The sequence below is a fragment of the Sphingobacterium sp. ML3W genome, from assembly GCF_029542085.1.
Lineage (GTDB): Bacteria > Bacteroidota > Bacteroidia > Sphingobacteriales > Sphingobacteriaceae > Sphingobacterium.
The window spans coordinates 5004146-5028750 of record NZ_CP107036.1 but is presented as its reverse complement, the minus strand read 5'-3'; the positions used below and the strand labels follow the sequence as shown (position 1 = coordinate 5028750).

Sequence of the window (24605 nt, the reverse complement as noted above, 5' to 3'; positions counted from 1 at the left end):
TTGAGATATTAGTATTGAGACTTTGATGGGGTCAAGCCTAAGGCTTATGTCATATAGGTGGGTTGGCTTTATCTATTACTATTGAGACTTTAGTAGGGTCAAGCCTCCGGCTTATGGCCTTAGATTGAGGATTGAAGAGCTTATCTGCAAGAAGCCTAACGCTTTTATGATCAGCTCTTCAATCTTTATTGTTATGCCTGCAGAATCTGTCGGACAGGGAGGACTTAATTATTCGTCCTCGTCCAGAAATTTAGCATCGATCTGTTTATTTGCTTTTGCCCCCAATCGTTTCAGCTTCTCCACTTTACCGATGACATTTCCGGCACCTGTGGACAGCTTTTTGGTCGCATCCTCATGGCTTTTCAGCGCGCGCTCCAGCTGATTTTGAACCTGCTCCATATCCGTCAGAAAGCTCACAAATTTATCGTACAAACTTCCTGCTTCTTTGGCGATTTCAATCACATTGCGTGTCTGACGCTCTTGCTTCCAGATACTGGCGATGGTACGCAATGTCGCCAAAAGCGTCGAAGGGCTAACGATAACGACCTTACGGTCCCAAGCATCGCTGAATAGATCTGGTTTTTCTGCGACCGACATACTCAATGCAGATTCAATCGGCATAAACAACAAGACAAATTCTGGCGATTCTATCCCATACAATTCATGATAGTTTTTGGCGGAAAGTTCCTTCACGTGATTTTCTACGGACTGTACATGTTGCTTCGCGAAAATCGCTCGGTCTTCATCAGTCTCCGCATTTACCCAACGCTCGTAAGCGATCAAGGAGACTTTAGAATCCACAATAAGATGTTTATCTTCGGGAAGGTCAATAATCGCATCGGGTTGCATTCTCCGACCTTCAGCATCCATTAAAGAAACCTGTAACCTAAACTCACGGTCTTTCATCAGCCCCGAACGCTCCAGGACTCTTTCCAAAATCACCTCACCCCAATTACCCTGCTTTTTCGTATCTCCTTTTAAAGCTTTGGTAAGGCTATTGGCTTCATCTTTAATCTTGAGGCTTTGTTCGACCAACTGCAACACGACGCCTTTTAGGGAATTTCGTTCGGCCGCTTCCTGATTATAATTTTTATCTACCTTCTCTTCAAACAGCTTGATTTTCTCTTTGAGCGGATCTAGGATCAGTCCGAGTGAGCGGTGGTTAGTTTCGGTAAATTTCTGGGTTTTCTCTTCCAATATTTTATTGGCGATAACCTGAAATTCATTGTTAAACTGCCTTTTTATTTCGGCAATTTCATTTTTTTGCTCCTGAAATTTATCCATTTGGGCCTCATAGAAAGAACGTGTGCTTTCCAGCGAACGCTCAGCAACCAATACACTCTCACGTTCCTTGTCCAATTCATCTCTTAGCATTAAACGTTCCTCCAGCAAACTTTGCTCTCGTTGTTGTGAACGCGCCAGTTCTATTTTCAATGCCTCCACTTCCTTATTCTGACCCACATCCACAGCGGAGACGCCGTTTCTTTTCAACACCAATATGATCAAAATGACCAACAACAAGACAATTCCTGCAAAGAAAAATATTTCCATGATTTATATTTTACGAGAATAGCAACTTCTTACCTGTCGTGACAGAACATCTGCTATCAAATTTGATTTACGTTAAGTTTTGAGTGTCAACAGCAGTATACAACAGTCTTTTTTGACTGATCATATCACTACTGACTGATGGATTTATGCTGCTGCAATTGGGTGATGTTTTTTTATTCTGATTTACTGCAACTTCTGATGGGTCTTCCACCATAGATCAGGCATCTCCCCAGATACGGCCATCTGATAATCTTCATAACGACATGGCACAAGGTAATACCTTTCGTTGACAGATTTTGATCCAAAATAAGGCACTTGTATCCACCAGCGGTCTGATTTTTTGCTTTTCACAAAAACCAATTCATGTTCTTCATTTTCAAGTGTGGTACGATAGATAATATAGGACGATTTAGGATACAACGGTGTATCTTGCTTACGATTATAATAGCCATCGATAAAACACCAGATCATTTGAGAAACCAACATTGCGGTCTGTTCCATTGGATCAAATGTTGGGTTCAATTCATAGAAACCAATAGAAGTACATTTGTCCGACATACCTGCATAACGTGCAAGCTGACAGGCTTCGTCTCCGTACAAGCCATTTGGAATCGCATTGGCATTGCCTGGTGCCTCTGATGCCCGTATGGCTCCGATATCGAAACTGATCAAGTCAGCCGCCCGGATAAGTGGTTCAGATTGATCCATTTTACCTGCGATCATTCCCACCCGGGTTGCATTGAAAAACAATTTGTCGTACATATTGATGGATTCTTTGCTGACGAGGTAGGTCTGATAAGCAATGGAATTCAGGTTAAACAAATAATCGGGCTGATGCAAAATAATGTGATTGACATAAGACCGAGAATTGAGGCTGACATTTTCAGCTTCTTCCTGATTGAGATCAAAACGCGAATCTACAATAGCCAATTCGATCTTCCTTTCCAAATTCTGGTAGCCCAGGTATTGTGCATAGGTCAGATCCTGCCCACCACCGATAATAATCGGGAGGATATTCGTCTTTACTAATTCTTCTACCACAGATTTCAAGGCCACGTAGGTATCTTGAATGGTATTGCCTGCTTTAATATTCCCCAGATCGACAATATTCATCTTATAATCACCTTGATACAAGGTATAAAGGTGTTTGCGTACCGCATCCGGAGCTTTATCCGTTCCATTATTATTGACCGATGCCCGATCCTCCTGTACACCGATAATAGCCAATTGAGGTTGTTCATTTTCCTCCCAGCCAGGAAAATCTGTTTCATAGGCCTGAATCACATTCCCTAATTGGGAATTTAAGAAACCATGTTCTGGAGAGATACTTGCAATTGAAATCGGACTAAAGAATACGGACAATGACGACATAAGCTATAATTTGTTTAAAACATCTTATTTTTTCGGGATGCAACTCACACAAATATCCATTTATTAACTAACTTTTGAAAACATTATTTTTAACAGTATCTTTATCAAGTGATATTAATAACAGGAGGAACAGGTTTTTTAGGATCTACATTGATCAAACAACTGATAGATCAAGGAGTTGACGTCATTGCGACCAAGAGAGCTCAATCGACTATTCCAGCCTCCTTGTTATCTTCTTCGTTGATTCAGTGGATTGATGCAGATATCAACGATTATTTTGAACTGGAAGACGCGTTGGAGGGTGTAACGAAAGTGTATCACTGTGCGGCACTGGTCTCCTATCAGAAGAAAGATGCTAAATCACTCTTTAAGGTCAATGTAGAAGGAACAGCAAATATTGTCAACCTTTGTCTGGAGAAAAACATTCGTCTACTCCATGTTAGTTCAATCGCAGCATTGGGCACCAACAAAGACAACTTACCCGTATCTGAAAAAAACCATTGGGAGCATAGCCCCAGCACCTCCAACTATTCATTGTCTAAATATCAGGCAGAAATGGAGGTTTGGCGCGGTATTACTGAGGGGCTCGATGCCGTTATTGTAAACCCTTCGGTGATATTGGGAGCGGCAGCTAAAGACAAGGGATCTGGAGCCATATTCTCAATGATCAATAAGGGATTGAAGTTTTATCCAAAAGGGAGTGTCGGTATCGTCGATGTTGAGGATGTCGCGTCGATTATGATCCAATTGATGGAAAAAGGCGAGATTACCGCTGAACGCTATATTATCAATCACCTCAATATTCCCAATAAAGATCTACTCAGTGTGGCCAGCGTCCTGATGAACAAGCCCGAACCTACGATTGAAGTTTCCGAGACTCTTCTTCAGATCGCATCCACTGTCTCCAGCATGCTCGCTGTCTTCAAGAAATCAGGATCTTCCCTGACCAAAGAAACAGCGTCAGCGTCAAGTGCCAAATTACAGTATTCCAATACGAAGGTACAATCACTCCTGAACCACAGTTACCGTCCATTGGAACAGACATTAAAAGAAATTGCAAATTTGTACAGCAAACAGTAAAGACAATATAAAATATTAAACAACCGAACCCTGAACCCGTCATGAGCTTACCAAACTATCCGATTAAAAATAAAGCCTGCGTGTTTATGATTGTTTCATTTTCTAAACAGTATCCCGATGAAACCATCAAAAGCTCCAATTGCTTACCAAGGAAATGAACAGTTTGCTCCTGATAGCTTCATCGCCATTAAAAAACAAATAATTAAGATGAAAAACTATTACATCATTGATTTTGATAGTACATTTACCCAAGTAGAAGCGCTCGATGAGCTCGCCCGGATCTCACTCGAAAATCATCCTGACCGCGAATCTATCTACAATGAAATTGAACGATACACCAATCTTGCCATGGAGGGAAAACTCTCTTTCCGTGAAGCCTTGGCTGGTCGTGTGAAATTGCTAAACGCGAACAAAAGCCACCTGGATAAATTGGTATCTCACCTCAAGAAAAAGGTTTCAACGTCTTTCTCACGTAATCGTGAATTTTTCAAAAAAAATTCGGATACGGCCTGGATTGTTTCTGGTGGATTTAAGGAATTTATCACGCCCGTGGTGACACCTTATCATATCAAAACCGAAAATATCTACGCAAACACTTTTAGGTTTGATGAGGAAGGCAATATCATCGGTTTTGATGAGGATAATCCGCTATCCACTGAAGGCGGAAAAGTACAGCTCTTAAAACAACTGAATATCGAGGGTCGGCTTTTTGGTATTGGCGATGGTTATTCGGATTTCCAATTGAAAGAATCGGGTTTAATCGAAAAGTTTTTTGCCTTCACCGAGAACATCCAACGTAAAAGTGTCACTGAAAAAGCGGATTTCATCACGCCTAGCTTTGATGAATTCCTATATGTCAATGATCTGCCACGTGCGATCTCTTATCCTAAAAACCGCATCCTTTGTCTCATTGTCGGGGATGTTCCGGAGATTGCTGCTCATATTCTGAAAAGAGATGGTTTCTCGATCCGTACAAAAGAAACTTTCGAAGAGAAATATATAAAAGATGTTGGCATGCTTTTGCTAGGCGACAATATCGATATCACTGATGAACAGCTTCAACAGGCAGATAAATTAAAAACAATCGGTTATTTGGGCGACATCAAGGGGCATATCAATAAAGATATTTGCAATGCTAAGGGAATTGTCGTATTTGATGATAAGAAAAGTAAAAAGAAAAATTCGGAATTTATACCACGTCGCATGGCCGAGTTTATCAACAATGGTGACACCTATCTCAGCCGTAATTTCCCGAATCTCGTATTACCAAAAGTAAAACAGGTGACAAGATTACTGCATATCCATAAAAACGTACCGGGTATCATGGCCCAAATCAATAAGGTCTATGCACAAAACAACATCAATATCGTTGCACAGTTCTTAATGACTAGGAGCGATATTGGCTATGCCGTTACAGATATCCAGGGCGAATATGATAAAGATCTATTGAAGCAATTGAAGCAGATTGACAATACGATCAAATTTAGAATATTGTATTAACAATCAACCAGCTGACCTATAGTGTGGGATCAGGATGACACTTTCTGCCCACATATTCAGGACGGTTGATAAGATATGGATAAAGGAGCAAGGATAACGGACTATTAGCTGAACAATCAGGAGTCTTTCATCTTTGCTCTTTAATCGCTAATAACAAGATAATTTTACGCAAACACTATGTCTCTACATCAAGATGCCGAGTTAAAGAAAGCTGTCCTAGAGCTACCTCAAAAAGAAAAAGACAAATTACTTGTCCGTCTGATCAGTAAGGACAAAATGCTGATGAAACAATTGCATTTTCAATTGTTGGAGAATGAATATGATCTGGAGGAACGTATTGATAAATTGCGGAAGCAATTAGCTCAATTGTTTGACATTGGAACAAGTCAGATTGGCAATACACCGCATCACAGCAATTTTATCGGGCTGAGCAAGCTGGTCAAACAGGCAAGCGGTCTGGTGAACGAGCATGAGAAAGTCACCAAAGACAAAACCAGTGAAGCTGAATTCCGTTTTTATATCCTACAACGGGTCATCAGCGACTATGAGCGACTATTTGATTCATCTTATCAATCGGCAGCCCATAAATTGCATAAATATATCACGGGCCGTATTAAACATGCTGTCGGTAAATATGATAAACTTCATGAGGACTTTCAGTTCGATTATCGGGAAGATTTTCAAAACGCACTACATGCTTTTGGTAATACAACATTAAAAAGCTATATTAGTGAACAGCGAATTGAGCTCGACCTGAATTAATTATGAGAAACAGCAAAAACCGTGTTAAAATTGGATCCTATCGTGTTACTGCCTACGAGCAATATAAATTAATCTATTTAGCGATCCTTTTAATCTTATTAGCCTTTGCTTATACATTCCACTTAGCAAAATAATTCATTGCGGAACCTCAATTGTTAGTCTTCAATGAGAGGCAGCACAACTGGTCGTTTGCCAAAATACTCTCGCTCGCCATTCATGGGATATTCCCTTTTTGTCCCGGTAGCAAAAGTTATCTTTTCGACAAGTTTTTTTACCAAAAAATTTAGCACAATATACCATATACTTTCGAGGAATTAATTAAATTCGCAATTATTCGAAATTTTTGCTCGTGGGAATTCAAGAAATACTAGAAAAATACAGCCAAAGCGAATCAGTCCAGTCGCTTACAAAGGCTATGCAGTCCAAAAATCCAAAGATTCAACTGAAAGGTCTTATCGGTTCTTCGGATGCATTCATTGCCGTCTCATCCTACAAATTGCAGGAGCGTCCAATGGTCTTTATTTTGCCAACGCATGAAGATGCCTCCTACTTTCTGAGTGACCTGGAAAGCTTATTGGACAAACAGGTACTTTTTTTCCCCTCTTCTTACCGAAAAGCTTTTGATTTCACACAGACGGATTCGGCAAACGTACTACAGCGTGCTGAAACATTAAGTTCGCTCAATCATACGTCTGAATTACCAAAGATGGTAGTCACCTACCCGGAAGCAATTGCTGAAAAGGTAATCAATCGTACCGATCTGGAGAAAAACACGCTGGAGATTACAGAAAACACTGCTTTAAGTATTGATTTTATCAATGAGTTTTTGATCGAATATGATTTCGAACGTGTAGATTTTGTCTATGAACCTGGGCAATTTGCAATACGAGGTGGTATCGTAGATATTTTTTCTTTCTCGAATGACCTTCCCTACCGCATCGAATTCTTTGGCGATGATATCGAAAGCATTCGAACATTTGACATTGAATCTCAGCTCTCGGTCAATAAAATCCATAAGGTTACCATTGTTCCGAATGTTCAGGCCAAGTTCCTGACCTCGCAGCACATTTCCTTATTGGAATATATCGATCAGGGGGCTTCCATCTGGATTAAAGATGCCCAGTTTACACTGGATATTGTCAAGGACGGGTTGAAAAAAGCGAAACAACTTTGGGCCAGTCTGACCGATAAACAGAAAAAAGATAATCCGGAATGGCATAATCCAGAGTATGAATTTACCGATGAGAAAAACCTCAATGCCCTATTTTTTGATTTCCCGATCATTGAATTTGGAAAACAGTTTTTCTATAAGGGGGAAGTCACGATCAAGTTTGATATTCATCCACAACCATCTTTTAATAAAGACTTTAATCTGCTGATCCATAATTTCAAGGAAAATGAGAGCCATCGGATCCAGAATCTGATCTTTTCGGATTCAACGAAACAGGTTGAACGGATCTATACGATATTGGAGGATCTTGACAAAGCGGCTACGTTTATCCCTATTCATAAAGCATTGCGTGAAGGCTTTAGGGATGACAGCTTGAAATTTGCTTGTTATACTGATCATCAGATATTTGACAGGTACTACAAATACAAACGAAAAAAAGCATACGAACGTTCGCAGGCAATCACGCTAAAAGATCTACGGGATCTTAAACCCGGAGATTTTATCACCCATATTGATCATGGTGTGGGCCGATATGGCGGTCTTGAAAAGGTCGATGTCAACGGCAAGTCACAGGAGATGATCCGGCTGATCTATGCAGACAATGATTTGCTTTATGTCAATATCAACTCGTTAAACCGGATTTCAAAATATTCGGGCAAGGAGGGTACGGTTCCGAAAATGAACAAGCTCGGTACGGATGCCTGGGATAAATTAAAGAAAACGACCAAGAAGAAGGTCAAGGATATTGCCCGTGACCTGATTATGCTCTATGCAAAACGGAAGGCTCAGCATGGGAATGCCTTCTCTCCAGACAGCTATTTGCAGAATGAACTGGAGGCATCGTTTATCTATGAGGATACCCCAGATCAGGAAAAGGCTACTGCAGATGTAAAAAAAGATATGGAATCGCCACATCCAATGGACCGGTTGATCTGTGGTGATGTCGGATTTGGAAAGACAGAAGTTGCCATCCGGGCAGCATTTAAAGCCGTTGCAGATAGCAAACAAGTTGCTGTGTTAGTTCCAACAACCATCTTAGCATTACAGCATCACCGTACATTTACAGAGCGCCTAAAAGGGCTTCCATGCAATATTGACTACATCAACCGTTTTAAAACGACGAAGCAGATCAAGGATACTTTGACTCGTCTTGCGGAAGGAAAAATAGATATTATTATCGGTACGCATCGCTTGGTGAGTAAGGATGTCAAGTTCAAGGATCTGGGTTTGATGATTATTGATGAGGAGCAGAAATTTGGTGTTGCCGCGAAAGAGAAGTTAAAGGCTATGCGCGCCAATGTGGACTCGTTGACCTTAACAGCAACCCCTATCCCAAGGACATTGCATTTCTCCTTGATGGGAGCGCGAGATCTAAGCATTATATCTACTCCTCCACCCAATCGTCAACCGGTACAGACCGAGCTTCACGTATTTAATGAATCATTGATCGGTGAAGCAGTCAGTTATGAACTCGATCGAGGCGGACAGGTTTTCTTTATTCATAACCGCGTGGCTGACCTTCCTCAATTGGGCAATTTAATCCGCAAGCTCGTACCCGGGGCACGTGTTGGTGTGGCCCATGGTCAGCTGGAGGGTGATGAATTGGAAGACGTGATGCTCAAATTCATCAACCATGATTTTGATGTACTTATCGCAACTACGATTATTGAAGCAGGTCTGGATATTCCGAATGCCAATACCATTATCATCAACCATGCGCATATGTTCGGTTTGAGTGACCTTCACCAGATGCGGGGCCGTGTAGGTCGTTCGAATAAAAAAGCCTTCTGTTATTTATTGAGTCCACCATTATCGACATTAACATCGGAGGCATACAAACGGCTTTCGGCGATAGAGGAATTCTCAGAACTAGGTTCGGGATTCAATGTTGCCATGCGAGACTTAGATATCCGGGGTTCAGGCAATCTACTGGGCGGAGAACAATCGGGTTTTATTGCTGAAATAGGTTTTGAAATGTATCACAAAATCTTGGATGAAGCCATCCAAGAACTGAAAGACGATGAGTTCTCGGAGGTGTTTGCGGATGAACAAGAACGCAAATATGTTAATTTTACACAAATAGACACAGATCTTGAAGTATTAATCCCCGATGAGTACGTAACGAATATCACCGAACGCTATAATCTCTATACGGAGCTTTCCAAACTCGATAACGAACAGCAGCTGGCGGCATTTGAGAAAGAACTCGAAGACCGCTTTGGCCCGATCCCGCACGAAGTATTCGAACTATTCAATACTTTACGTCTGCAATGGTTTGGAAAAACAATTGGGTTCGAAAAGATATCTTATAAGAAGAATACTTTAAAAGGATATTTTGTCAATAACCCAAAATCGAGTTATTTCGAATCGGATCAATTTGGTCGGGTCCTGTCTTTTGTGCAGTCCCACCCTGAAATCAGCAATCTCAAAGAGGTTAAAGGGCAGCTTCGCCTTGCGCTAAGTAATGTAAATACAATAAGCTACGCGCTAAACCTACTCAAACAGATGTTATCATAATACTCTTGGCACTCAGCTATAAATAAAATCTACTTATTGTGTAGATTTTATTTATATTTGGGTATACAAGAAACCTTCCTATAGCAATCTGCGCCAAGTGCAATGAAAGGATATTGAAGGCTCTTATTGGCTATCAGGAACAGACATATATGTGATGTGTTTATTGAAGCTAAAAAAAGGACACTTATCAATAAAAATTAGCATGGCATCCAATACCGAAACGATACTCATCCATGAAGGACAACACTTCAATTCAACTGCTGCTGTAACGGCTCCTATCTTTCAGACATCAACTTATATTGCCGACAGTGATCCCACGGAATACATCAAGGCAGCGACCGAACCCAAGCATCCTTACTTTTATCACCGTCATGGCAATCCAACAAATAGCCAAGTTGCGGCGGTAGTCGCCAAACTGGAGAAAACAGAAGATGCACTCGTATTTGCTACGGGCATGGCCGCTATCAGTACAGCTATATTAGCTATTGTGAAATCCGGTGACCATATCGTTGCACAGCTTGCCCATTACTCAGGAACAGCTATTTTTTTTAAAGAATTTCTGAACGACTATGGCATCACCGTCACAGCCGTGGACCAAACGGATACCGCAGCCTTTGCCCGGGCTATTCAGGCAAATACCAAGCTGATCTATATCGAAACTCCTTCCAATCCCAATTTAAATATTACGGATCTAAAGGCCGTAGGTGAATTAGCTAAGCAACATGATATTTTGAGTATGGTTGACAATACCTTTGCATCCCCCATAAACCAGACACCGCGAGACTTTGGGATTGATATTGTTGTTCATAGTGCCACGAAATATTTGGGCGGGCATAGCGATCTAACGGCTGGCATTGTCTGTGGAAGTCATGACTATATTGCAAAAGTATGGAAACGCAGTGTTGCTCTGGGTGCGTCCCTGGCACCATTGGATTCTTGGCTGTTGCTCCGCGGACTGAAAACGCTGAGTCTACGTGTCAAACAAATCAATTCAAATGCGTTAGAACTCGCTAGCTTCCTTGATCGGCATCCTAAGATTAAGAACGTAAGTTATCCGGGGCTTTCCAGCCACCCCCAGTATGAACTGGCGGCTCGCCAGATGCGCGGCTTTTCAGGAATGGTCTGTATTGAAGTTGATGGACAGGATGAAGAGCAGGCCTTCAAAAATGCACAATCTTTAATTAACAACCTGGAAATATTTATCAATGCCGCCAGTTTGGGTGGTGTTGAATCGCTTATTGTACATCCAGCCAGCATGTGGGGCGGCCATCACACACAAGCACAGAAGAAAGCCTCCGGTATTACTTTGGGCATGCTGCGTATCTCAGTTGGTATTGAAAATATAGCAGATTTAATTGAAGACATAGAGCAGGCGCTGAGGAAACTTGACTAAATTCGGGCGGGGGCTCCGCTTTAATCCCATAAAATAGAAGAGAGCGGACACTTATTATAGACTGTCCGCTCTGTTCTGTTTTATCCGTTTATTAGCTAAAGTACACGCGTACCATTCGCAATTTCTACCCGGATGACTGAAAGTTCCTTATCAAATTTTTGTTGATATTCTTTCTCCAAGGTTGGCAAAATTGATGCAACGGCACCTTCTTTAACAATATTGATTGTGCAGCCACCGAAGCCGCCGCCCATCATCCGTGCACCAATGACTTCGGGGAATTGTTTGACATAATCAACCAGATAATCCAATTCGGGGCAACTGACCTCATATACTTTGCTCAAGCCCTCATGACTCTGAAAAATATATTGTCCCAACTGTTCAATATCCCCTGAACGTAATGCTTCGCAAGACTTCTCTACCCTTTCATTTTCACGGACAACAAAACTTGCTTTGGCATAGATATCTGCATCTTTATCTTTAACCAGTTCATCCAGCATGTCCACTGTAACGTCTCGCAGATTTTTCACCTCCGGATATTGCTCCCTTACCCATGCCGATGCCTGCTCACATTGCTCTCTACGTGTATTGTAAGCCGTCGAAGCAAGGGAGTGTTTCACGTTTGTATTTAATAGGACCACCTCATAACCTTTGAGGTCAAGTGGCACGTATTCAAATCCCAAGGAGCGACAATCCAGCTTAATGACATTTTTTTCTTTACCAAAGGCCGACGCAAATTGATCCATGATACCACACATCACGCCAGCATAGGTATGCTCTGCTTTTTGTGCAATTTGTGGGATATCAATCTGTTCCACATTTAATTGAAACAACTCACTAAGGGCTAAAGTAACAGCACATTCTACTGCTGCTGAAGAAGATAAGCCGGCACCCAATGGCACATCACCATCAATATAAAGATTAAACCCACCCAATACGGCACCTCTTTTTTGGTATTGATCCACTACACCGAGAATATAATTCGGCCAATGCTTGTCTGAAATAGCGATATCCGTTAATTTGACTTCATGGCTTTCTTGATAGTCTTCAGCATACAACACGATATCATCATCAGTACGTCTGCTGACAGCAACATAAATAGCCTTGTCGATAGCTGCAGGTAATACAAAACCATCGTTATAATCGGTATGTTCGCCAATAATATTAATCCGGCCCGGAGAGGAAACCACAATGGGTTCTTCCTGATATAAGCTTTTAAATTTATTTACTATAGTTTCTTTTGCGATCATTCTTACTTAGATTTATAATGTTTAGTAGCACAATTCCGCAATTGTTCAGCGGCGACTTCAGGTGTAATATCCCGTTGTGGATTAGCGAGCATCTCGTATCCGACCATAAATTTTTTGACTGTTGCCGAGCGCAATAAGGGTGGATAGAAATGCATATGCCAATGCCATTCCGGATGGTCCCCATCATTAACTGGAGCTTGGTGCATACCCGCAGAATAAGGAAAAGATGTTTTGAAAAGGTTATCATAACGTGTAGTCAATAACTTAAGTATCGCTGCAAGATCTTCCTTTTCCTTTTCGTCAAATCCGGTAATATTCTGCACAGCTCTCTTGCTGACAATCATGGCTTCATAAGGCCAAGCGGCCCAAAAAGGCACTAAAGAGACAAAAGAATCATTTTCATCAATAATGCGCTCTTCTTTTTTTAGTTCGGCTTTGATATATTCAGCTAATAGGGTACGCTGATATTTGTCGAAATATCTTTTCTGCTGAACACATTCTTTCTGGATCTCTACCGGTAAATGATTTTGTGACCAGATCTGCCCATGTGGATGTGGATTACTACAACCCATGATAGCACCTTTATTTTCAAAAATCTGAATATAGCGGATCCATTCCACCTTGGAAAGTTCCTCAAATTCCTTCTGCCAGAGATCAACCACAGCCTTTATAGCTGATTGTTCCATTTCGGGCAAGGTGAGGTCATGGCGTGGTGTAAAAGCAATAACTTTACAGATTCCTTTTTCGGTCTCTGCAATAAACAATTCGTCCTCATTAAATTCCTGTTGGCTAGTATCTTTCAATAATGCCGAAAAATCGTTGACGAAAACAAAGCTTTCTTTATAATCTGGATTGATATCCCCATCTGCCCGTTTATTTGTAGGGCACAAATAGCATTTGGGATCATAAGCTGGTCTATCATCGCCAGGCAGATCTTCTACTTGTCCTTGCCATGGCCGCTTGCTGCGATGTGGAGACACAAGTACTTTTTCCCCGGTAAGAATATTAACGCGTGTGTGAGGAGAGTCCCCAAAGTTTAAAGTTGATTGCATGTTATGTATAACTGGTGTACAGAATACACAATATTAGCTTTTTTAAGTAAAAAGTTAAAATTAAAAAGTAAAATTATCTAAAGATGAATCCTTTAAAGCTTAAAAAAAACTAACGACGTCATCTTCCCACTGTATGGTTAGCCATTTCTAGGGTTAAGTAAGCCAAAGGTCGGAACGACCACGGCCTCCATAAAGTAAACTAAGCCTTAAATTTCGGATCTTGCCCTTTAATCAACTCAAAGATTGTAATTTCAGGCAGGATACCAACACGACCGGGATATCCTAAGAATCCATAACCGACATTGACATATAACCGTTTGTTTTCTTGTGCACGATATAATCCAGCCCATTCTTTATAAATATATTGTACAGGACTCCATTGCAACATTTCAGCGCGTACACCGAACTGCATACCATGGGTATGGCCTGCAAACATCACATCGACATCAGTATCCAATACTTGTGCGCGCCAATGAGAAGGGTCATGGGACAATAATAACTTAACGGACTGTTCCTCAGTTCCCATCAATGCCTTTTTGATATCGCCATGTTTTGGGAAACGACCTGTTCCCCAGTTCTGCACCCCAACGATACAGAGCTCTTCACCATCGACTTTAATCTTGCGGTTTTCATCCATTAATAGATCCCAGCCCATCACTTTATGAACATCAATCACATCCTTTAAATTTTTCCGCTTCTCGGGAGAATCTTCTTTTCCATAATAGTAATCACCATAATCATGGTTACCCAAAGTTGAGAATACCCCTAAATCAGACTTCACACGCGCAAAGATATCTTGGTATTCGCGCATTTCAGATGCTTGAGCGTTCACGATATCCCCCGTAAAGAATGTTACATCCGCTTTTTCTTTCAGTAACATATCGACTCCACCTGTTACAGCGGTCTTGTTATAGAAGGATCCCGAGTGTACATCTGATATCTGTGCGATAGTCATGCCATGAAAAGCTTTCGGAAGATTAGGTAAATATAAAGGTACACGTCTCACGCGGTAATCGTATGCGCCAGAAATAATACCCCAGCTTAATGGAATCAGTGGTGAGGCCCCAATTAAAATACCCGCTTTGGTCAAAAATTCGGATCGACTGATGCCTTTGACCGGATTTTCGGGTAATGGATCGCCAGCATCTTCAACAACATCCTCAACGGATTCTTTCTTGCTGAACAAGCGTTTGACCCAGACTCCACCACGACGGATATCATCAATCAATAAAATCAAAAAGAAGAATATCTTTGAAGCTGCTGTCAGAAAGAATCCAACCAAAATAACAGATCGTACAATCAATGGAATGTTATATTTGGCAGATATAAAAACACCTAATAATAATAGGGCCGAATACGACCACCATAACACGGCGAATATTTTTGTTTTGGGAAATTTAATCTTCGTAGCACGAAGGGCAAAAAAGATATAAAAATCTAGAATGAGTAAAACACATGCATTTACTAACAACATCATTAATTCGTTTTAATTTTTGGCATTGAGTGCCAATTGCTTCAGAGATGCAATCCATTTGGGATCGTCATTGAGACTTTCGACCAAACAGACTTCCTCTCCACCTAAATCCTTGAATTCACTAGCATATTCCACACCAATTTCATCGATAGTCTCTATACAGTCTGCCACAAATGCCGGACTGAAGACCAGTAATTTTTTATAGCCTTTACTAGCGAGGTCATGCAACAGATCGGAAGTATAGGGTTGAATCCACGGCTCTTTGCCCAAACGGGATTGGAAGCACAGGGAGTATTGTTCTTTTTGCAAGCCTAGTTTTTCAACAATGGTCCGCGTCGTCGCATAACACTGAGAAACATAACAATATGCGTTGACATTTGTTTTGCAGGAATCACAACCTGATTCAGGGCATTTTAGTTTGCCTGTGGGATCCACCTTACCCAGCTGCCTGACGGGAAGGCCATGATAGCTAAACACAAAGTGGTCGAAATGTGTAAGATCGTGTTTTCTGGCATGGTCTGCAAACGTTTCAGCCATTAAGTCATCCGTGCAGAAATTGCTTACAAAACTAATTTCAGGCAAATAGTTCCATTTGCGGATCAACTCCATCACACGGTCTATTACCGAGCCTGATGTCGCCGATGCATATTGTGGGAATAATGGAATAACGCGAACGGATTCGAGCAGCATCCCCTCCATCTTGCTCAGTGCAGCTTCTATGGATGGATTTTGGTAACGCATGGCCAACTCCACATGATACTCCTCCCCTAGAGACTCCTGCAATAGGTCCCGTTGCAATATACTGTAATGCATCAAGGGAGAGCCGGTTTCCTTGTCCCAGATTGTTTCGTAAATTTTTGCTGATTTTGGTGCGCGGGTACGAGCAATAATTCCTTTTACCAATAATGTCCGTTGAAAATAAGGAATATCTATGACGCGGGGATCCATTAAGAATTCGGTCAAATATTTCTTTACGTCTGGAGTAGTTGGACTATCGGGTGTACCTAATTGTACTAAAAGAATACCTTTTTTGGCTTTATTGCTCATAGCCTACAAAAATAAACAAAAAAGCATGTACTGCAGATTCACTCGCGATAATATGAAATATCTATGACGGGTAAACTAGGTTAGAGTGCTTCCAGGCTCGCTTTTACATCTTTCATCAGCCACATTGGTGTTGAGGTTGCTCCGCATATACCAATACGGTCACCGGTCCTAAAAACTGACGCATCCAGTTCGGCAGGGTCGGAGATAAAGTAACTTTCAGGATTGGCTTTTTGGCATACTTCAAACAAAACCTTTCCATTGGAAGACTTTTTACCGGATACAAAAACAATTTTATCATATTGTCGAGCAAAGGCACCAAGATCCTCATATCTGTTAGATACTTGTCTACAGATAGTGTCATTGGCCTTGACCTCATACCCTCTTTTGATCAACTCATCTTTGATGGCGTAGAATTTATCCACACTTTTTGTTGTCTGACTATAGAGCGTAAATGAAGCTGGCAAATCAGCATCATCCAACTCAGCTATATCCTGAAATACGAGTGCTTCGTTATTTGTCTGTCCCTGTAGGCCGATGACCTCCGCATGCCCATGTTTTCCAAAGATCAAGATCTTTTCCTCCTGGTCAAACGAGGTTTTGATCCTATTCTGCAATTTGAGTACGACTGGACAAGAGGCATCAATTAGCGTAATATTGTTTTCTAAAGCTGTACGATAGGTTTCGGGGGCTTCACCATGTGCACGGATCAGCACCTTCTCGTTTTGTAGTGTAGGCAGCGCAGCATGATCAATAATACGCAGTCCTTTGGCTTTCAATCGGGCTACTTCTTCGTCATTGTGTACAATGTCACCAAGACAATAGAGGTAACCATCCTCTTCCAAAATCTCCTCTGCCATATCTATAGCGTATACCACTCCAAAGCAAAAGCCGGAATCCTTATCGATGTCTACTGTTAGATTTAATGCCATAACATTACAAAGTTACATATTCGTATCGAATATATTTATCTTATAGATTTGTTTACAGTTGATTTTTTATTTCCTTTCATTATCAATTGCCTATGAACTTATTACATTCTCCACGGCAAAAAGATTGCCAGTGACAGAGGGAGGCACAACTTGCGGGTTCAGCAGAGTTAAACTGAGACTTGTTTCATGACCATGTGTAACGCTAGTTAACACACGAAGGTGAATAAATTGTTTTTTATATAAACCTAATTATATTGCATATAAAAAGCAATTTATCTAAGTTTGCAAAAAAATTAAAATAATGGCAACTAACAGAACTTTTACGATGATTAAACCTGACGCAGTAGCGAACGGTCACATCGGTGCAATCTTAAACGATATTATTGCTGGTGGTTTCAAAATCATTGCAATGAAATACATTCAATTATCAAAAGAAACTGCTGGCGCATTTTACGCAGTGCACAAAGAACGTCCTTTCTACGGTGAATTGGTAGAATTCATGACTTCAGGTCCTATCGTTGCTGCAATCTTAGAAAAAGACAATGCCGTTGAAGATTTCCGTACATTAATCGGCGCTACTAATCCTGCTGACGCAGCTGAAGGTACAATCCGTAACAAATATGCTAAATCTATCGATGCTAACGCTATCCACGGATCTGATTCTGATGAAAATGCGGCTATCGAAGGTAACTTCTTCTTCTCTCAATTTGAAAGATTTTAGTCATTAGCAATGCTATAAAAAAAGCGTTGTACTTTGTACAGCGCTTTTTTTGTGTATTATCGTTTTCTTATCTCCACATAAATCCTCCAATCCTAAAAAAACGGAGGAATTTATTGATCACTGTTAGCGCCGGCTTCTTAATCTTCCACTTTAATCCACTTATCCCTGTTGGCGGAGCATCAAAGTCCTGTACTGTAGCATTACCCGTTCTCATATGTGTTGGCGGCTGCATTTTATGTTTCTCAACAACCAGTATGCTATCGTAATAATGCAAGGAGTTGACCGACCGTGTAAATTCATTAACCTTTAGTCCACGTTGTTCTGAATGATGGGCATTGATGTAATCAATAAAATTCTTACTGTATTCGATAAAAGTGCCATTCCGCTTATGCCCACCACCATAAAAAACTTGGTAAGAGGTGTGCAAATCTTCGCATAGATAGACACCATCCTCTTTTACATGTCCAAATAACTCTTCAAATGTAATAATCTGTTGCAGCATGGTATGCCCGCCATCATCTATCAGGATATCTATTGGCGGGATCGATTCTTTTACTTTACGTAGAAATTTACGGTCTGACTGAGATCCGATAAATATTTCTACATTCTCCTCTTCTAGTTCTTTACAGTTGGGGTTGATGTCTACCCCATAGATTTTTGCTTTGTCGCCAAAATATTTCTTCCACATCTGGAGGCTTCCACCCTGAAAGACACCTATTTCAAGCACAACAATCTCTTTATCTTTAAATCGACGGAAATGACGATCATATACGTCGAAATAATGCATCCATTTGTTTATCAGCTTCGCATTGTTATTTCGGAAATATTCCTCTAATTCGTTCATATTAGACACAAATAAATGGTTTAGACAATTTGTGTTTTGAAGCTAATTAAATATAATCGAAAAGTCAAGTTTTTTTTGCCGGAAAAACTTATGAGATATTCACATATATACCTTATAATTAGGCATTCCTCAGCTGGGAAGATTTGAGACAGAAATGACCGTTCACTTGTATAAAAAGATGAACAAGAAGCTGTCAAAAAAGGAAAAGTGCCTCGCTGGAGAATTGAACTGCTGAAATGAGGCTCTAGGAGGATATGAATAAAAAAATAGGGTATCCGTTTCTTTTGGACACCCCCACTGACATTGGATTATAATTAAACTAGAAATTTCTTTTTCCTAGATATTCATCTTCTTTAGCCGTCATCTTTGCTTTATCGGCTGGCTTTTTGTCCGGATATCCACAAAGGTGCATGACACCGTGAATAATGACGCGATGCAACTCATCACGTTCACCAACCTTAAATTTTTGTGCATTTTCCTGGATACGTTCCACGCTGATAAAAATATCGCCAGCAATGGTATCTTCATCCTCTGATGAATCAAAAGTCACGATGTCGGTATACGTATCGTGGTTCAGGTATTCTTTATTGATCTCCAACAGATAGGCATCCGAACAGAGGATAAAACTCAGCTCGCCTATGCGTTTAAATCCCTCACCTTTAATCGCATCAGCGATCCATTGACGAATCTTACCTTTTTCTTTTAATTTGAAATCTATGTCTTCTGTAAAAAATAATATGCTTTTCATCTATAACTTTGTATTAAGTGAACCCGTTATACCCGGCTTGATTTCATCGCTTAAATGGACAATATGCTATTAAAATCGACATTGCTCCATCAATAAACGAGTCATCTAACGCTAGCGGCTCATGCCATAAAATTCGTATTTAAAAATTCCGACCCTCCATATAGCTTTGCAAGATAATTGTCGCAGAGACGGTGTCAACCAGGCCTTTCTGTTGACGGTCCTTTTTCTTCTTTCCACTTTGAGCGATGGCTGCAGAGGCCATTTTTGAAGTAAACCGTTCATCGATTTCCACAACTGGGATGGTAGGATAGGTCTTTTTCAATTTGCGCATAAACCCGACCACATGCGAAGCTGACTCCGAATCCGATCCGTCCAGCTGTTTGGGCTTACCGACAACGAATGTTTCGATCTGTTCCGTTTGGAGGTAATCCGTTAGAAAAGTCCAAATATCCTGCGGATGTATTGTTGTCAGTGCCGTAGCAATAATTTGCATCGGATCCGTCACCGCAACCCCAATTCGTTTTGTACCGTAATCAAATGCCATTAACCTCATGGAAAATCGTTTTTTACAAAAGTACAATTTAGATTTGAGTATCAAGATATGCGTATTGAGATTCTGCTTCTACACGCTATAGGCCTATGAAGTGTCATCATTTTTTTATTTTTTACTGTGTAAAACCTGAATTCACTAAAAAAGCTATAACTTTGATAGACTATTTAAAATATAAATGAGAAAAACAGTTATTGCCAGCCTTTTTGTTGCATTTTGCCTATATGGTCATGCCCAGAGCAATTATGAGCAACAAATTTTGGCTCAGCGCAAGGAAAAAGCTTTGGAATTGGCCAAAGAGCAATTTGGCCCATTGAAAGCCGATCAAGTGGCATCTTTAGATTACTTTCCTATAAGCCCTAACTATAAGGCTAAAGCTAAGATAGAGGTCTTATTTGATGAACCTGTATTTCGTATGCCAACCTATGACGGTACCAGCAATGAGTACAAACGCTATGCGATTGTGACATTTCAATTGAATGGGGCTGAAAGGACATTAAATATTTACCAAAGTGTGGCCTTATTTCAAAATCCTGCCTACAAAAAACATTTATTTTTACCATTTTTAGATCAGACAAACGGCCAGGAGAGTTATAGTGGTGGACGGTATATCGACCTGTCCACGGATGACATCAAGGGTAGTACCATTGAAATAGATTTTAATAAGGCTTACAATCCTTATTGCGCCTATAGCAACGGTTATCGTTGTCCAGTTCCCCCAGTAGAAAACAATTTAGAAACAAAAATTATGGCAGGAGAAAAAGCCTTTCATAAAGCGAAGAATGAACGGCCGGTCAACCTGAATGCCGGACAGGAATTTACAGAAGCTGACAAGAAGATTATTCTATCAGGTGATGAAAACACAATTCTTCGTGTATTACAAACTACCGATGAAAAAGATCTAAAGGTATTGAAAGCGACAAGCAGTGATGTTAAGTACAATGACCCACTGTTAGAAACACTTTCAAAGCGGATGTTTGCAACCGTTCGGGATCCAAATCATCCAGGGGTAGGAATAGCGGCACCTCAAATTGGGATCAACAAAAACCTGATCTGGGTGCAACGGTTTGACAAGCCAGAACAACCTTTCGAGTTTTATGTAAACCCAAAAATCCTGTGGCGTTCAAAGCTAAAACGGAAGGGTACAGAAGGCTGTCTATCCATCCCAAATCGCAAAGAAGATGTTCTGCGGAGCTATGCGATCCGTTTACAATACATCAATCAGGAGGGAAAAGTTATTGAAGAAAATATTGAAGGATTTACAGCAGTTATTTTCCAACATGAAACAGATCACCTCTTCGGAATATTATTTCCTGACCGTCTGGAAGAGCAGGAAAAAGACAGCTATGTACCACTAAATGATAAGATTGATTTTTCCATCCTGCCAAAGACTTTGACACCATAGCAACAGATTTATTGGATCTGGCGGAAATATACCTGTCCTTCCGAAAATCACAAATGCACCTATAAAAAGAGCCCCCATGAACTGCTTCATGGGGGCTCAATATGATGGAATCTACTTGAGTTAGATCAATCCTTTTTCTGCCAATAGTTCAGCAACTTGAACAGCATTTGTTGCTGCACCTTTACGCAAGTTGTCTGCTACTACCCACATATTTAACGTATTCGGTTGCGATTCATCACGACGGATACGTCCTACAAAAACCTCATCTCTACCATGTGCATCTTTTGGCATTGGATATTGAAGAGTAGCAGGATCATCAACAACGATACAACCACTTTGAGCAGCTAATGCAGCACGTACATCATTTAAATCAAAGTCATTTTCAAATTCGATATTCAATGATTCGGAGTGCCCGCCCATCACTGGAATACGCACAGTTGTTGCTGTTACCTTGATTGAATCGTCACGCATGATTTTGTTTGTTTCCAAGATCATTTTCATTTCCTCTTTGGTGTAGCCATTTTCCTGGAATACATCGATATGTGGGATGACATTCAAATCAATCTGATATGGATAAGCCTTTTCGCCTTCTTTACCTGCGCGCTCGTCCATCAACTGGTTAACGGCTTTTACTCCGGTGCCTGTTACGGACTGATAAGTCGAAACTACGACACGCTTAATTTTATATTTATCATGCAATGGTTTTAACGCCACCACCATTTGAATAGTTGAGCAATTTGGATTTGCGATGATCTTGTCATCAGCAGATAACACATCGCCATTTACTTCTGGAACGACCAATTTCTTGGTCGGATCCATACGCCATGCTGAAGAATTGTCAATAACTGTAATTCCAGCTTCTGCAAATTTTGGTGCAAATTCTTTAGATGTATCACCTCCAGCGGAGAACAATGCAACATCAGGTTTCAAAGCAATAGCCTCAGATGGTGTAACCACCTTATACTTCTTTCCCTTGAATTCAATTTCCTTACCCTTGCTACGCTCTGAAGCTACTGGAATCAATTCTGTTACTGGGAAATTTCGCGCCGCCAACACGGTTAGCATCTCAGTACCTACAAGGCCTGTTGCGCCGACTACTGCCACTTTCATTTTTGTCTGTGTTTAAATTGTGTATATAAAATTTGTTATTTGATTTGTTTTTAGTTGATTCTTGAAGAATGAATTCTTCAAATTTAAAAAATATTCCCCAATTACAATATTAAAATAACAAAATATCGCTTATTCCGCTAAAAAAGTCACAACGACTCAGTTTTTTTCTACCCCAGCCAAAAAATTATTGGCCACGAACCGCGGATTTGACTAAAAAAATTGAAGTGACGATAATTCAAAAAAAATAAAAATTTTCGCTGCTCGTTCAAAAAAACAGAACAAACGATTGAAACGGTTTAAAATCTCATAAAAACAGTGCCAAGAGTCTATAAATTAACATTTTTAGAAAGATATCCTTTGCATCAAACAGTTGCTAGATACTGAAAAGCCGTTATATTTGCATCATGAAAGAAAGCATTATTATCATTGGTGCAAACGGCCAAATCGGTACTGAATTGGCAATCGCTCTGCGTAAAAAATTTGGTGCAGAAAATGTTGTCACCACAGACATCAGAGAACCACAAACAAAAAGCCCCGACGAGAATTTTGAAATTGCAAATGTGCTTGACAAAAATGGTCTCGACATATTGTTTCAAAAATATAAACCTACTCAAGTATATTTATTGGCAGCCATGCTTTCAGCAACAGGAGAGAAATATCCTGAAAAAGCCTGGGAGCTTAATATGAATGGATTACTCAACGTGCTTGATCTAGCTGTTACGTATAAAGTTTCAAGAATATTCTGGCCAAGTTCCATTGCTGTCTTCGGTCCGCACTCACCAAAAGTAAATACGGAACAATACTGTGTTATGGATCCGAATACGATCTATGGAATCAGCAAGCTTGCAGGTGAGCGTCTTATCGAATGGTATCAGGAGCACCGCGGATTGGATATCCGTAGCGTAAGATATCCAGGTATTATCTCGTGGAAGACTGAACCGGGAGGTGGAACGACAGATTATGCTGTTGATATATTTTATGAGGCGCTGAAAACAGGTACTTACGAATGTTTCTTATCCGAGAATACAGCATTACCGATGTTATATATGGAAGATGCCATCCGCGGCACACTTGAGCTGATGGACGCACCACAGGAAAGTCTGAGCATCCGCCACGCCTATAATCTTGGTGGTATTACTTTTACTCCAAAAGAACTCGCACAAGAAATTAAAAAAATTCTTCCTAATTTTGCAATCTCTTACGTAGAGAATGACCCAAGACAGCAGATTGCCGATTCATGGCCTGCAAGTCTGGATGATTCATACGCAAGCAAAGACTGGAACTGGAAGCCAGAATTTGACATCCAGAAGATGACAGTCGATATGATTGAGAATCTTAAAAACAAAATATAACAATGGGAAGAGCTTTCGAATTCAGAAAAGAGCGGAAATTCAAACGCTGGGCTAAGATGGCCGTGCAATTTACACGTTTAGGTAAAGAGATCGCTATGGCGGTTAAAGAAAGCGGCCCTCACCCTGAAACCAACTCGAGACTTCGCACAGCAATACATAATGCTAAGGCTGTAAATATGCCTAAAGATCGTATTGAAGCGGCTATAAAACGTGCTTCAGAGAAAGATTCAAAAGGCTACGAAGAATATGTATATGAGGGTTATGGCCCACATGGTGTTCCGGTTTTGATCGAAACAGCGACAGATAATACCAACCGTACTGTAGGAAATATCCGCAGCTATTTTACCAAAGCCGGAGGTTCATTGGGAAAAACAGGATCCTTGGATTTTATTTTCAATCGCAAGTCCATTTTCCGTTTTGCAGCTACAGACGAATTGGATCTTGAAGAGTTGGAACTGGAGCTTATCGATGGTGGTTTGGAAGAATTATACGTTGAAGCTGATGAAGAAGGCAATGATGTTGCTGTAGTTCAGACTTCTTTTGAAGATTTCGGTAATATGCAAAAATTGCTAGAAGAGAAAGGTATTGAAGTAAGCTCAGCAAAATTGGAGCGTATTGCTCTATCACACTCTGATATTACTGAAGAACAAGCAGCAGATGTGTTAAAGATGATCGATAAAATCGAAGAGGATGACGATGTTCAGGCGGTATACCATAATATGGCATAAGCTGTTTATCTCAAAAATATCTAAAAGAGCGCTTGTCGCTCTTTTTTTATAGA

At 40.6% G+C, this 24605-nt stretch carries 20 protein-coding genes; 9 read left to right on the top strand and 11 right to left on the bottom strand.

Annotated elements, in window-relative coordinates; genetic code table 11:
* Positions 1-228: 228 nt before the first annotated feature.
* Together rmuC and OGI71_RS21240 are read right to left on the bottom strand one after the other, a co-directional pair.
* Positions 229-1551: a DNA recombination protein RmuC gene (gene rmuC / locus OGI71_RS21245; RefSeq protein ID WP_282251745.1), complete on the bottom strand. Its 1323-nt coding sequence runs from the start codon at positions 1549-1551 to the stop codon at positions 229-231.
* Between the two features lie 183 nt (positions 1552-1734).
* Positions 1735-2922, bottom strand: a complete 1188-nt coding sequence (locus OGI71_RS21240) for a formimidoylglutamase (protein ID WP_282251743.1) — start codon at positions 2920-2922, stop codon at positions 1735-1737.
* A gap of 108 nt (positions 2923-3030) precedes the next feature.
* On the opposite strand from OGI71_RS21240, the gene OGI71_RS21235 reads away from it, so the two are divergent.
* From OGI71_RS21235 to OGI71_RS21215, 5 genes are all read left to right on the top strand, one after another.
* Positions 3031-4002, top strand: coding sequence for an NAD-dependent epimerase/dehydratase family protein (locus OGI71_RS21235; protein ID WP_282251741.1), 972 nt, complete (start codon positions 3031-3033; stop codon positions 4000-4002).
* A gap of 207 nt (positions 4003-4209) precedes the next feature.
* Positions 4210-5502 (top strand): HAD-IB family phosphatase, encoded by a 1293-nt coding sequence (locus tag OGI71_RS21230; RefSeq protein ID WP_282256157.1) that lies wholly within the window; start codon positions 4210-4212, stop codon positions 5500-5502.
* A 177-nt stretch (positions 5503-5679) separates the two neighbouring features.
* On the top strand, positions 5680-6264 hold the full coding sequence (locus OGI71_RS21225) for a hypothetical protein (protein WP_282251740.1): 585 nt from the start codon (positions 5680-5682) through the stop codon (positions 6262-6264).
* 349 nt (positions 6265-6613) lie between these two features.
* Entirely contained in the window at positions 6614-9952 is a 3339-nt protein-coding gene (mfd, locus tag OGI71_RS21220) for a transcription-repair coupling factor (protein WP_282251738.1), read from the top strand.
* Positions 9953-10154: 202 nt separating this feature from the next.
* Positions 10155-11345, top strand: coding sequence for an aminotransferase class I/II-fold pyridoxal phosphate-dependent enzyme (locus tag OGI71_RS21215; RefSeq protein ID WP_282251736.1), 1191 nt, complete (start codon positions 10155-10157; stop codon positions 11343-11345).
* Positions 11346-11440: 95 nt separating this feature from the next.
* Here the strand turns inward: OGI71_RS21215 and galK are convergent, their stop codons facing one another.
* The 5 genes from galK to OGI71_RS21190 all read right to left on the bottom strand — a co-directional run bounded on the left by galK (position 11441) and on the right by OGI71_RS21190 (position 17094).
* Positions 11441-12592, bottom strand: a complete 1152-nt coding sequence (gene galK, locus OGI71_RS21210; RefSeq protein ID WP_282251735.1) for a galactokinase — start codon at positions 12590-12592, stop codon at positions 11441-11443.
* Between the two features lie 2 nt (positions 12593-12594).
* Positions 12595-13644, bottom strand: a complete 1050-nt coding sequence (locus OGI71_RS21205; RefSeq protein ID WP_282251734.1) for a UDP-glucose--hexose-1-phosphate uridylyltransferase — start codon at positions 13642-13644, stop codon at positions 12595-12597.
* A gap of 199 nt (positions 13645-13843) precedes the next feature.
* Positions 13844-15118: a metallophosphoesterase gene (locus OGI71_RS21200; protein WP_282256156.1), complete on the bottom strand. Its 1275-nt coding sequence runs from the start codon at positions 15116-15118 to the stop codon at positions 13844-13846.
* A gap of 12 nt (positions 15119-15130) precedes the next feature.
* Positions 15131-16165 (bottom strand): ferrochelatase, encoded by a 1035-nt coding sequence (hemH, locus tag OGI71_RS21195; protein WP_282251733.1) that lies wholly within the window; start codon positions 16163-16165, stop codon positions 15131-15133.
* Positions 16166-16245: 80 nt separating this feature from the next.
* Entirely contained in the window at positions 16246-17094 is an 849-nt protein-coding gene (locus tag OGI71_RS21190) for a 4-hydroxy-3-methylbut-2-enyl diphosphate reductase (RefSeq protein WP_282251731.1), read from the bottom strand.
* Positions 17095-17395: 301 nt separating this feature from the next.
* Between OGI71_RS21190 and OGI71_RS21185 the strand changes: the two genes are divergently transcribed.
* The gene (locus tag OGI71_RS21185) at positions 17396-17815 is read left to right on the top strand and encodes a nucleoside-diphosphate kinase (RefSeq protein ID WP_077437233.1); all 420 of its coding nucleotides are present in this window, start codon (positions 17396-17398) and stop codon (positions 17813-17815) included.
* A 67-nt stretch (positions 17816-17882) separates the two neighbouring features.
* Here the strand turns inward: OGI71_RS21185 and OGI71_RS21180 are convergent, their stop codons facing one another.
* The 3 genes from OGI71_RS21180 to ruvX all read right to left on the bottom strand — a co-directional run bounded on the left by OGI71_RS21180 (position 17883) and on the right by ruvX (position 19960).
* A complete protein-coding gene (locus tag OGI71_RS21180; RefSeq protein ID WP_282251728.1) occupies positions 17883-18659 on the bottom strand; it encodes a class I SAM-dependent methyltransferase in 777 nt (258 codons plus the stop codon).
* A gap of 319 nt (positions 18660-18978) precedes the next feature.
* Entirely contained in the window at positions 18979-19407 is a 429-nt protein-coding gene (gene ybeY / locus OGI71_RS21175; protein WP_282251726.1) for an rRNA maturation RNase YbeY, read from the bottom strand.
* Between the two features lie 139 nt (positions 19408-19546).
* Positions 19547-19960: a Holliday junction resolvase RuvX gene (gene ruvX, locus OGI71_RS21170; RefSeq protein ID WP_282251724.1), complete on the bottom strand. Its 414-nt coding sequence runs from the start codon at positions 19958-19960 to the stop codon at positions 19547-19549.
* 175 nt (positions 19961-20135) lie between these two features.
* Here ruvX and def point away from each other — a divergent pair, with 175 nt between their 5' ends.
* Entirely contained in the window at positions 20136-21362 is a 1227-nt protein-coding gene (def, locus tag OGI71_RS21165; RefSeq protein WP_282251722.1) for a peptide deformylase, read from the top strand.
* A gap of 120 nt (positions 21363-21482) precedes the next feature.
* Here def and OGI71_RS21160 read toward each other — a convergent pair whose 3' ends face one another.
* Positions 21483-22472 carry an aspartate-semialdehyde dehydrogenase gene (locus OGI71_RS21160; protein ID WP_282251719.1) on the bottom strand — a complete coding sequence of 330 codons (990 nt, stop codon included), beginning with the start codon at positions 22470-22472 and terminating at the stop codon, positions 21483-21485.
* Positions 22473-22876: 404 nt separating this feature from the next.
* Between OGI71_RS21160 and OGI71_RS21155 the strand changes: the two genes are divergently transcribed.
* Together OGI71_RS21155 and OGI71_RS21150 are read left to right on the top strand one after the other, a co-directional pair.
* A complete protein-coding gene (locus tag OGI71_RS21155) occupies positions 22877-23824 on the top strand; it encodes an NAD-dependent epimerase/dehydratase family protein (RefSeq protein WP_223581435.1) in 948 nt (315 codons plus the stop codon).
* Positions 23825-23826: 2 nt separating this feature from the next.
* Positions 23827-24552 (top strand): YebC/PmpR family DNA-binding transcriptional regulator, encoded by a 726-nt coding sequence (locus tag OGI71_RS21150; RefSeq protein ID WP_120260406.1) that lies wholly within the window; start codon positions 23827-23829, stop codon positions 24550-24552.
* Positions 24553-24605 lie beyond the last annotated feature (53 nt).